The organism is Micromonospora phytophila (assembly GCF_023656545.1).
In the GTDB taxonomy this organism is placed as follows: Bacteria; Actinomycetota; Actinomycetes; order Mycobacteriales; family Micromonosporaceae; genus Micromonospora; species Micromonospora phytophila.
This window is the reverse complement of record NZ_JAMOKF010000202.1, coordinates 1-10186: the sequence shown is the minus strand read 5'-3', so window position 1 is coordinate 10186 and position 10186 is coordinate 1. Positions and strand designations below refer to the sequence as shown.

Genomic DNA, 10186 nt, shown 5'->3' with positions numbered 1-10186 from the left:
CGCGACCGCCGGTGACCACCAACCCGCTCGTCGCCACGCCGGCCGACACGCCGCCCAGCGCGTGGGCGGGCGTGTGGATCGCCGAGGACATCGAGCTGATCGGCCAGGGCATCCGTGAGGGCAGTTGGATCGACGGCACCCTCGGGGTGGTCGGCGCCGGTCTGGACGGCCTCGCGTTCGTCTCCGACGCGGTCGGTTCGCTGCTCCAGTACGGCATCGCCTGGATCATCGAGCACGTCCGACCGCTGACCGAGGCGCTCGACTGGCTGGCCGGTGACCCGGCGCAGCGGCCGCGTTCGCGGCGAAGATCGCACGGTGGCTGCGCGGGCTGCTGGCCAGCCTGCGGAACCTGATCCCGCAGTCGCGCCGCCTCAGCGAACTCATCGACCTGCTCAAGCGGATGCTCAGCCGTTTCAGGGGGCGGCACGCCGGGCCGGATGAGGCGGTACGGGTTCACGGAGGCCACACCACTCGTCCCCGCAACCCTGACTTCGAGCGGCAGGAGAGCTGGGCGAGAGAGGCGTACGAACTCATCCGTCGACAGGACGATTCTGAGATCCTCAACAGAAACCTGCTCGACGCCCCACGGTTGGACGGTTCCCGGGGTTTCACGCTCGCGGAGATCCAGCAGATCAGGCAGCACATCTTCTTCGAGACGCACCCTCTCGACGACTACGCCGGTGGAGTCACCCACCAACGCTATGCGCCCAGCCCTGACATGGCGGAGGCATGGCTGCGTCTTCGTCGAGGGCGTCCGCTCCCCGAGGACTACGTGCTGCTCGAACATGAGATCGCGGAGTCGAGGTACTACCGTGACCATCCCGGAGCGACGTACCGCGAGGCTCACGCGGCGGCGAACCTGGTCGCCAACTGGCAGCGCATCACTCCTGATCCCACCTACGAAGACTTTGCAGATCTCGGAGGCTGACCAGTGGGCATGATGGTTACGGCACGGCGGATTGATGAAGGGACCGACGAAGTCCGGTATGAGTTCGGCTTGGACGAGGACTTCGACCGAATCCTCGTCATCGACAAGCGGACCTTGGCGGCGAGCGTCGAGGACGGCAACTTCAACTCCGCTGCCGGCGTCATCACCGCGAAGATCGTCGGAGCTTGGCGCGCGGAGGGCCAGTTTCCTCCCGGAATGATCTTCGCAAGCTGACACCTTGGTAACCATCGACCAGACATCGATCTCGACCCGATGGGCCTCGAATGGTCTCCTCGCCATCTCACTAACACGGGCCACGGCTTAGAAACGCAGCCGTACCCGGTCCCACGCCGCCAGTTGGTCGAGCACCTCACGAGCCTGCAACCGGTCGCGGGACCGGTTCACCAGGTCCAGCATGGCCCGGGTCGTCCGGGCGCGCCGGACATCCGGCGGGGTGATGTCCCGCCAGCGGCTGGGTAGCCGCGCGGCCTCCGCCGGCGTCATGGGCAGTGCCGCCAGACAGCGGGCGGCGATCAGGTCCGGCGAGGGCGCGTCCGTCAGCTCCGGATTGTCGTACGCGAGCACGGCCCACCGCCACACCCGCTCGTCCGCGCCCGCCGTGCCCGCGGCGTGACCGAGCAGTGCGGTGACGTCGCTTCCGGCGGGGTGCCTGGAAGGCCGGGGCGGCGAGGGCGGCGATGCCGACACCTTGGCGATGTGCCGGGCCGGGACGATGTGCGGGACCCGCATGACGCAGGCGTCGGCCTGGGATTCCGTGACGTGGTGGTAGTCGGCGTCGAGTTCCGGCCTCTCCTCCACCTCGACGTGGTAGCCGAGTCGCCGCAACTCGGAGCCGATCAGCTTCCACCTGATCGGTGCGCGCATCCGGTGCAGCTGCCCCATCAGCAGGTTGCCGCGCCAGGGCACGTCGGGGCCTTCCCGGTGGTAGTGGGCCTCGAAGAGACCGAAGTCGCGCCGCAGCATCAGCGTGGAATGCTGCTGCTCCACGAAGGACCGGCCCGCGGCGGCCGCCAGTTCGGCGGGCTCGTGGTCCGGCGGTACGCCGCGTACCCGCCCGGTGGTCAGCAGTTCGAGAGCGAGTTCGATCGCCTCGTCGCGGTTGCGCCTCAGTCTCCGCCTCCCGGTGTCGGACCCACGGCGACGATAGTCGGTCCGCGGTTGGGCGTGACACCGGTTTGTCAGCGGCGCGGCCAGCTCGCCCGGGGGCCAGCCGGCTCGGATTGGACCTGGCTGCGACGCCGGCCGCCGTCCCTACGATGGCGGCTCACGACTGCGGGACCGCCGGGAGGGCGTCATGCTGGAGCGTTTCGCCGAATTGTCCACGCCGCTGGTGGCGGACGCGTGCGTACGTCTGGGGGTGCCACTGCGGGCGGCGCCGGCCGGCGTCCGGGCGGTGGTCGCGGGTCATCGGGTCGCGGGCCGCGCGCTGCCGGTGCGTCACCACGGCAGCGTGGACGTGTTCCTGGAGGCGTTCGCCCGGGCGGTCCCGGGTGACGTGCTGGTGATCGACAACGGCGGGCGGGCGGACGAGGCGTGCGTCGGTGACCTGGCGGTGCTGGAGGCCGCGTCGGCCGGGGTGGCCGCCCTGGTGGTGTGGGGGCTGCACCGCGACACCCGCGAGCTGGTGGAGATCGGCGTACCGGTGTTCAGCTACGGCAGCTGCCCGGCGGGGCCGATCCGGCTCGACGAGCGGGATCCGGAGACGCTGACCAGTGCCCGGATCGGACCGCACCTGGTGACCGCCGACGATTTCGTCGTGGCCGACGAGGACGGGGTGTTGTTCGTGCCGGCCGCGCGCGGCGAGGAGGTGCTGACGGCGGCGGAGCGGATCCGGCGGACCGAGCGTGTCCAGGCCGACCGGATCCGGGCGGGTGAGACGCTGCGCGAGCAGACCGCCTTCGACGACTACCTGGCTCGCCGCGCGGCCGATCCCTCCTGGACGTTCCGCCGGCACCTGCGCCGCATCGGCGGCGCGATCGAGGAATGACCCGGAGCGTGCTCGCGCGGCGGTGACGCATGCGCCGCGCCGCACCGATCGATGTCGACCTCGTGCGGCCTCTGGCGCGACACCGACTCGTGGCAATATCCTCCACAGCACGTGCGGCTTTTGGAGTTCCTTTTCATCGGGCTCCGCCACCCCCGTCGCCGGCCGCAGAGGAGATGCCATGCACGTCCACCAATCCGAACTGGACCGCCGAACGCTGCTGCGGGCCGGTCTCGGCGCCGCCACCGTCGCGGTCGTCGGGAGCGAACTCGCCTTCCCGGCCGCCGCGCAGGCGGATCCCGGCGCCGATCTGGACTGGATCTACAGCTGCGACGAGTGGGGCGCCCGCCCGCCGGCGGGCCCGCTGTCGGTCAGCGCCATCCCCACCAACAAGATCATCGTGCATCACATGGCGTTCCCGAACGTCACCGACTACTCCGAGGCCCAGGCGATCAAGCTGGCCCGCGACTGCCAGAACCTGCACATGGACGGCAACGGCTGGTCCGACACCGGCCAGCACTTCACCATAAGCCGGGGCGGCTACGTCCTGGAGGGACGACGCGGCAGCCTGGAGCGGTTGCAGGCCGGTGACCGGCAGATGATCTCCGCGCACTGCCCGGGCGAGAACGGCCGGGCCATCGGCATCGAGAACGAGGGCACGTACGTCACCGAGACGCCGCCGGAGGCGTTGCTGGAGTCGCTGGTCAAGCTCTGCACGACCATCTGCGAGCAGTACGGGCTGCACGCCCACGACATCTTCGGCCACTGGGACTTCCGCACCACCGCGTGCCCCGGCGCCGCCTTCTACCGGCAGTTCCCGACGCTGCGCCGCCGGGTCTTCGCCGCGCTCGACACCGACCTCGCCGACGTGCCGGCGCGCCGCTGGCCGGACCTGTGGCGGTTCGTCAGCTCTCCCGCCGTGCGGGTGGTGCAGTACCTGCTCGCCCACCGCGGCTACACCGTGCCGATCAACAGCGTCTTCGACGCCGCCACCGTCGCGGCGGTGCAGGACTGGCAGTACCGCAACGGCATCGGTGTGGAAGTGGACGCCACCCTCACCGCCCCCACGTGGGAGACCCTGGTGCCGGAGCTGGACAAGGACGCCACCGGCATCCCGGTCAGCGCGATCCAGTACCTGCTCAACTTCAAGGGCCACCCCGAGGTCGCCATCACCGGCCAGTACGACTACGCCACCAAGAAGGCCGTCAAGGACGTGCAGGAGCTGCACGGCCTGGACGACAACGGCAAGGTCAACACGAGCACCTGGTGCGCCATCGTCGGCGGCGTCGTCCGCCAGTCCTTCCGATCCTGACGCCCCACCCTCCGGTGGGGTGGTCGCCCGCGCCACCCCACCGGAGGCCAGTCCCGGCCGGCGGCGGATGAGAGGCCGCGCCGGGGCATTTCCCCGGACATGCCGGGTACCTGGACGTCACCCGACGTTCGAGGAGCACCCGATGGGCAAGGACAACAGCCAGGCACTCCCCCAGACCCTGCACGACCTCGGCGCGGCGCTGTGGTTCGGCGGCTCGGTGATGGGCGTGGCGGGGGTGAACAAGTCCGGCAACGACCTGCGCGACGGCATGGACAAGATCCGCGTCGCCGCCTCCGCGTGGAACCGGTTCGCCCCGGCGCAGTGGCTCGGCATCACCGCCGTGCTCGCCGCGGGCAGCCAGCTCACCCGGGGCAGCATGGGACGGATGCTGGCCCAGCAGCCCTTCGCCCGGGCCGGTATGGCCAAAGCGGCCGTCGCGGTGGTCGGCACGGCCGCGACCGCGTACGCCGCGTACAGCGGTCGCAAGATCGGCGAGCTGGCCGAACGCGCCCACCAGCGCGGCGAACAGGTCGACGTGCAGGACGCGACGCTGCCCAACGCGCAGACCCCGGTCGAGGTGGCCGCCTGGCAGCGCCGCCAGCGCGTGGCCCAGTACCTGGTGCCGGTGCTCAGCGGCGCGAACATCGCGCTCGGCTCGTACCTGGAGCAGCAGTACCGGCCCACCGCGACGGCCCGCGGTGTGCTCGACCGACTGCTACCGACGCGCTGAACCGCGCCCTCCGGCGCCGGGGCGCGAGGACCGTCCCGGCGCCGACCAGATCCGTCGCGCGAAACGCCGCCGCACCTCGTTTGCCCACCCGCGTCGAGCTGCGACGCTGGTCAGGACCAAGGAGGGTGTTGTGCAGACTCAACTCAACCCGTACATCAGCTTTCCCGGCACGGCACGGGAGGCCATGGAGTACTACCAGCGCGTCTTCGGCGGCGAGCTGGAACTGAACACGTTCGGCGAGTTCGGCAACGACGACCCCGCGCTCGCCGACAAGATCATGCACGGGGTGCTGCGGACGCGGAACGGCTTCACGCTGATGGGCGCCGACACCGCGCCCGGCATGGAGCACCAGCCCGGGACCAACATCGCCATCAGCCTCAGCGGTGACGACGCCGAGGAACTGCACGGCTACTGGGGCAAGCTCGCGGACGGGGGCACGGTCAGCGTCCCGATGGAGAAGCAGATGTGGGGCGACGAGTTCGGCATGTGCGTCGACCGGTACGGCATCGGCTGGCTGGTCAACATCACCGCGCCCCAGCCCTGACCCGACCCCCGGGACCGTTTGGCGGGCGGCGGGGGCGGAAAGAGTGGCAGGTATGAAGTGGGCCAGTCGAGCCGTACCCGCCGCCGTCGCCGCCGTCGCGGCCCTCGCCGCGCGTGACCTGATCCAGCGCGACCACGCGCTGCTGCGCAACTTCCCGGTCCTCGGCCGGGCCCGCTACCTGCTCGAGGCGATCGGGCCGGAGCTGCGGCAGTACATCGTCGCCGGCAACAACGAGGAACGGCCGTTCACCCGCGACCAGCGGCGCTGGGTGTACGCGTCGGCGAAGCAGCAGAACAACTACTTCGGCTTCGGCACCGACAACGACATTGAGTTCACCCCCGGCTACCCGATCATCAAACACAAGACCTTCGGCCGGGCCGTGCCGCCGTCCACGCCGGGCGCGGGGCACGACGTGCGCCTGCCGTGCGCGAAGGTGCTCGGGGCCGCCCGGGGCCGCGCCCGCGCGTTCCGCCCGGAGTCGGTGGTGAACGTCTCCGGGATGAGCTTCGGGTCGCTCTCCGGCAACGCCGTCGAGGCGCTCAACCGGGGGGCCGCCCTGGCCGGATGCCTGCAGAACACCGGCGAGGGCGGGCTGTCGCCGTACCACCGCAAGGGCGGTGACCTGGTCTTCCAGATCGGCACCGCGTACTTCGGCTGCCGGGACTCCCACGGCCGGTTCAGCCTGGACCGGCTCAGGGACCTGGTGGCCGGCGCGCCGGTGAAGGCGCTGGAGATCAAGCTCAGCCAGGGCGCCAAGCCCAGCCTCGGCGGCCTGCTGCCGGCCGCGAAGGTCTCCGCGGAAATCGCCGCGACCCGGGGGATCCCGCGGGGGCGGGACTGCGTCAGCCCGTCCCGGCACGCCGAGTTCTCCGACTGCGACACCCTGCTGGACTGGGTCGAGCTGCTGGCCGCCGAAACCGGCCTGCCGGTCGGCATCAAGTCCGCCGTGGGCGACCTCGGCTTCTGGGAGGAGCTGACCACCCTGATGCGCGACACCGGCCGAGGGGTGGACTTCGTCACGATCGACGGCGGCGAGGGGGGCACCGGCGCCGCTCCGCTGATCTTCACCGACTCGGTGTCGCTGCCGTTCCAGCAGGGCTTCGCCCGGGTCTACAAGGTCTTCGCCGAGCGCGGCCTGCACGAGCAGGTCGTCTTCGTCGGCGCCGGCAAGCTCGGCCTGCCCGACAACGCCGTGGTGGCGTTCGCGCTCGGCTGCGACCTGGTCAACGTCGGCCGGGAGGCGATGCTCGCGATCGGCTGCATCCAGGCCCAGAAGTGCCACACCGACACCTGCCCCACCGGGGTGGCCACCCAGAACCCCTGGCTCGCCCGGGGCCTGGACCCGACGTTGAAGTCGGTGCGCGCGGCGAACTACATCCGGACGCTGCGGCGGGACCTGGTGAAGGTCGCCGAGGCGTGCGGCGTGGAGCACCCCGGGCTGATCGACACCGGCGCGGTGGAGGTGCTCGACGGCCGGACCGCCTCCACCCCCCTGCACGAGGTGTACGGCTACCGCCCCGAGTGGGGCCTGCCGTCCCCCGCCGACCGGGCGGAGATCGTTCGCCTGATGACCCCGGAGGCGCCGCAGGGCGGCACCGCCCCGCCCTCGGCGACCGCGATGCGGTGACCCCCGGCGGGTTGCCTGCACCACTAGCATCCCGGGGATGTCGATCACGCCGCGCCTGCTGCGGGTCCTGATTCTCGCGGCGGCGGGCGCCTTCCTGGCCGTCGCCCTCGTCATCCGCGCGGTGGCGGACGGCGGTCTCGAACAGCACTCCGGCACGGCGCTCTACGCGTCCATGGTCTGGGCCGGGGTGCTGGCCCTGCGGCCCCGCACGGCCCCACTGCCGGCGGGGGCGGTCGCCATCGCCTTCTGCTGGCTGGTGGAACTGTCCCAGCTGACCGGGATCCCGGCCACCCTCTCCGCCCGCAGCCTGCTGGCCCGGCTGGCGCTCGGCGTGCAGTTCGACCCCCTGGACCTGGCCTGGTACCCCGCCGGGGTGCTGCCCCTGGTCGTGCTGCATCAGCTCGCCCGGGCCCGCGCCCGCCCGGTCGCCTCAACGGGTCAGGCGGGCCGGCGGCGCCGATAATCGCGCGCGTCCCCGGGGCGCTGCGCCTATCGTGTCGCCGTGCTGATCAGACGTGAGACCGCCACCGACGTCGACGCCGTCCGGGCGGTGCACCTCGCCGCCTTCGCCGACCGGGAGAAGCCGGACGCCGTACCCGTCGAGGCGGGCCTGGTGGACGCGCTGCGCGCCGACGCGGGATGGCTGCCCGCCCTCTCCCTCGTCGCGACCGACGACGACGGGCAGGTCGTGGGGCACGTGGTGTGCACCCGGGGCCGGGTCGCCGGTGAGCCGGTCGCGCTCGGGCTGGGGCCGCTCGGCGTGCTGCCGGCCTGGCAGCGCCGCGGCGTCGGCACCGCGCTGATGCACGCGGTCCTCGGCGCGGCCGACGCGCGCCACGAGGCGCTGGTGGTGCTGCTCGGCCACCCCGACTACTACCCGCGCTTCGGGTTCCGGCCCGCGGTGGACCTGGGCGTCACCCCGCCGCAGCCGTGGGGACCGCGGTACTTCATGGCACGCCCGCTGACCGCCTGGACACCGTCGCTCCGTGGCGAGTTCGCGTACGCGCAGCCGTTCGCGGAGTTGTAGGCGGACTTCCGGGTCGGGGCGTTCTCGGGCATCCTTGGCAGATGGGAGAGGTACTGCCGATGCCCAGCTTCGGTGACCTGTTCACCGACGTCCGTGGCAGCGACCGGACGATGCGGGTCAGTTGGCACCCGGAGCGGGACGCCGTGGTGCTGTCCCTCTGGGCCGGCACGGTCTGCCGGGGATCGTTCCGGATGGCCGTCGACGACCTGCCGGCGCTGCTGGCGCTGCTCACCGAGATCACCGGGGCCGCCGCGGTCGGCGCGCCGGAGGGCTCCCCGCCCGACGGGTCCGACCCTCGGGCGACGGGCGCCACCGTCGCCCGCGCACCGGTCGCGTCGCCGGTCGAGCAGACCGGCGAGATCACCGGGTCCGCCCACCGCGGCCTGCTGCCGATCGTGCCGGCACCGCGGGTCGCCTGAGCCGTACGGGCCCCCGGCGGGTTATCGAGCGCCGCGTTCGGGCAGCTCAATGCAGTGATCGTCTCCGCCGTGCGAACATGTGTTCGTGTCGAGCGACGCCACCATCCTGCACGCCGACCTCGACGCGTTCTACGCGTCGGTCGAGCAGCGCGACGATCCACGCCTGCGTGGCCGTCCGGTGATCGTCGGCGGGGGCGTGGTGCTGGCCGCCAGCTACGAGGCGAAGGCCCGGGGCGTACGCAGCGCGATGGGCGGCCGGCAGGCCCGCCAGCTGTGCCCGGAGGCGATCGTGGTGCCGCCGAGGATGGCGGCGTACACGGCGGCCAGCCGGGCGGTGTTCGAGATCTTCCGGCGGACCACCCCGCTGGTGGAGGGGCTCTCCATCGACGAGGCGTTCCTCGACGTGGGTGGCCTGCGCCGCCTCGTCGGGCCGCCGGCCGACATCGCCGCCCGCCTGCGTCGGGAAATCCGCGAGGAGATCGGCCTGCCGATCACCGTCGGCGTGGCGCGGACGAAGTTCCTCGCCAAGGTGGCCAGCGGGGTCGCCAAGCCCGACGGGCTGCTGGTCGTCGCGCCGGCCGGGGAGTTGGCGTTCCTGCACCCCCTGCCCGTCGAGCGGCTGTGGGGCGTCGGGCCGGTGACCGCGACGAAGCTGCGGCAGCGGCGCATCCACACCGTCGGACAGGTCGCCCGGCTCGGCGAGGCCACCCTGGTCTCGCTGCTCGGCGCGGGCGCCGGCCGACACCTGCACGCGCTGGCGCACAACCGAGACCCCCGGCCGGTGCAGGTCGGCCGCCGTCGCGGTTCGATGGGCGCCCAGCACGCCCTCGGCCGTACGCCGCACTCCCCCGCCGACCTCGACGCGATCCTCGCCGGCCTGGTCGACCGGGTGACCCGCCGCATGCGCGCGGCCTCCCGTTCCGGGCGGACCGTCATGCTGCGACTGCGCTTCGGCGACTACACCCGGGCGACCCGCTCGCACACCCTGGCCAAGGCGACCGCGGACACGACGCCACTGCTCGGCGCGGCACGGGCCCTGCTGCGCGCGGCGCTGCCCGAGCTCGACCGACGGGGCGTCACCCTGATCGGCGTCTCCGTCGGCAACCTCGACGACTCCCCGGTGCAGCTGCCCCTGCCCTTCGAGCGGGATCCGGGGGCGGAACTCGACGCGGCCGTGGACGCGGTCCGCGACCGCTTCGGGTCCACGGCGCTCACCCGGGCGGTGCTGCTCGGCCGCGAGCCCGGTGTGGAGATGCCCCTGCTCCCGGACTGACCCGGGCGGCGGAAAAAATGATGTTTGACCGGCGTCCGAACCGGTGAAGATGGGGCGGCACCTGCGCCGAGGGAGGAACTTCCGTGTCCGACACCAGCACCGACCGGTCCCACCGGGACGCCGACCGACCGGCCGAGGTGAGGGATCCGCTGCTGTGGAATCTCGCCCTCGCCGTGGCGGACGCCCACGAACCGGACGGCGAAGGCGGCTGCCGCGCCCTCCTCTGCGCGGGCCAGCCGTGGCCCTGCTCCGCCTGGGACAGCGCCCAGCTGGCGCTGCGGGCGGCCCGGGCCACCCCGGCGGAGCGGCCGTCGGCGCTCA

Annotated in this window: 13 protein-coding genes and 1 pseudogene; 13 read left to right on the top strand and 1 reads right to left on the bottom strand. The window is 72.4% G+C overall.

Features of this window, described 5'->3' with window-relative positions; all coding sequences use genetic code 11:
- The 3 genes and pseudogenes from NCC78_RS21220 to NCC78_RS21210 form a co-directional block, all read left to right on the top strand.
- Positions 1–353 (top strand): annotated as a pseudogene (locus NCC78_RS21220) (hypothetical protein); the annotation flags it as partial.
- 47 nt (positions 354–400) lie between these two features.
- Positions 401–928: a hypothetical protein gene (locus NCC78_RS21215; protein ID WP_250796510.1), complete on the top strand. Its 528-nt coding sequence runs from the start codon at positions 401–403 to the stop codon at positions 926–928.
- Positions 929–931: 3 nt separating this feature from the next.
- Entirely contained in the window at positions 932–1162 is a 231-nt protein-coding gene (locus NCC78_RS21210; protein ID WP_372495170.1) for a hypothetical protein, read from the top strand.
- 87 nt (positions 1163–1249) lie between these two features.
- Here NCC78_RS21210 and NCC78_RS21205 read toward each other — a convergent pair whose 3' ends face one another.
- Entirely contained in the window at positions 1250–1936 is a 687-nt protein-coding gene (locus tag NCC78_RS21205) for a hypothetical protein (protein ID WP_250796509.1), read from the bottom strand.
- A gap of 307 nt (positions 1937–2243) precedes the next feature.
- Between NCC78_RS21205 and NCC78_RS21200 the strand changes: the two genes are divergently transcribed.
- The 10 genes from NCC78_RS21200 to NCC78_RS21155 all read left to right on the top strand — a co-directional run.
- Positions 2244–2936 (top strand): RraA family protein, encoded by a 693-nt coding sequence (locus tag NCC78_RS21200; protein WP_250796507.1) that lies wholly within the window; start codon positions 2244–2246, stop codon positions 2934–2936.
- Positions 2937–3114: 178 nt separating this feature from the next.
- A complete protein-coding gene (locus NCC78_RS21195; RefSeq protein WP_250796506.1) occupies positions 3115–4245 on the top strand; it encodes a peptidoglycan recognition protein family protein in 1131 nt (376 codons plus the stop codon).
- A 142-nt stretch (positions 4246–4387) separates the two neighbouring features.
- Complete coding sequence (locus NCC78_RS21190; protein ID WP_250796504.1) at positions 4388–4975, top strand: hypothetical protein; 588 nt, start codon at positions 4388–4390, stop codon at positions 4973–4975.
- 130 nt (positions 4976–5105) lie between these two features.
- Positions 5106–5519 carry a VOC family protein gene (locus NCC78_RS21185; protein ID WP_250796503.1) on the top strand — a complete coding sequence of 138 codons (414 nt, stop codon included), beginning with the start codon at positions 5106–5108 and terminating at the stop codon, positions 5517–5519.
- Between the two features lie 52 nt (positions 5520–5571).
- A complete protein-coding gene (locus NCC78_RS21180; protein WP_250796502.1) occupies positions 5572–7146 on the top strand; it encodes an FMN-binding glutamate synthase family protein in 1575 nt (524 codons plus the stop codon).
- Between the two features lie 37 nt (positions 7147–7183).
- On the top strand, positions 7184–7609 hold the full coding sequence (locus NCC78_RS21175; protein WP_250796501.1) for a ribosomal maturation YjgA family protein: 426 nt from the start codon (positions 7184–7186) through the stop codon (positions 7607–7609).
- Positions 7610–7648: 39 nt separating this feature from the next.
- Entirely contained in the window at positions 7649–8173 is a 525-nt protein-coding gene (locus tag NCC78_RS21170; RefSeq protein WP_250796500.1) for a GNAT family N-acetyltransferase, read from the top strand.
- Positions 8174–8214: 41 nt separating this feature from the next.
- Positions 8215–8592, top strand: a complete 378-nt coding sequence (locus NCC78_RS21165) for a hypothetical protein (protein WP_250796498.1) — start codon at positions 8215–8217, stop codon at positions 8590–8592.
- Positions 8593–8677: 85 nt separating this feature from the next.
- Complete coding sequence (dinB, locus tag NCC78_RS21160; protein WP_250796497.1) at positions 8678–9865, top strand: DNA polymerase IV; 1188 nt, start codon at positions 8678–8680, stop codon at positions 9863–9865.
- Positions 9866–9948: 83 nt separating this feature from the next.
- Positions 9949–10186, top strand: a 238-nt coding sequence (locus tag NCC78_RS21155) for a hypothetical protein (RefSeq protein WP_250796495.1), incomplete at its 3' end; no start/stop codon positions are given.

Excerpts from the sequence above, each read along its gene's own strand:
- NCC78_RS21215 (WP_250796510.1), top strand. The coding sequence starts at position 401 with ATGCTCAGCCGTTTCAGGGGGCGGCACGCCGGGCCGGATGAGGCGGTA.
- NCC78_RS21200 (WP_250796507.1), top strand. The coding sequence starts at position 2,244 with ATGCTGGAGCGTTTCGCCGAATTGTCCACGCCGCTGGTGGCGGACGCG.
- NCC78_RS21195 (WP_250796506.1), top strand. The coding sequence starts at position 3,115 with ATGCACGTCCACCAATCCGAACTGGACCGCCGAACGCTGCTGCGGGCC.
- NCC78_RS21190 (WP_250796504.1), top strand. The coding sequence starts at position 4,388 with ATGGGCAAGGACAACAGCCAGGCACTCCCCCAGACCCTGCACGACCTC.
- NCC78_RS21180 (WP_250796502.1), top strand. The coding sequence starts at position 5,572 with ATGAAGTGGGCCAGTCGAGCCGTACCCGCCGCCGTCGCCGCCGTCGCG.
- NCC78_RS21175 (WP_250796501.1), top strand. The coding sequence starts at position 7,184 with ATGTCGATCACGCCGCGCCTGCTGCGGGTCCTGATTCTCGCGGCGGCG.
- NCC78_RS21165 (WP_250796498.1), top strand. The coding sequence starts at position 8,215 with ATGGGAGAGGTACTGCCGATGCCCAGCTTCGGTGACCTGTTCACCGAC.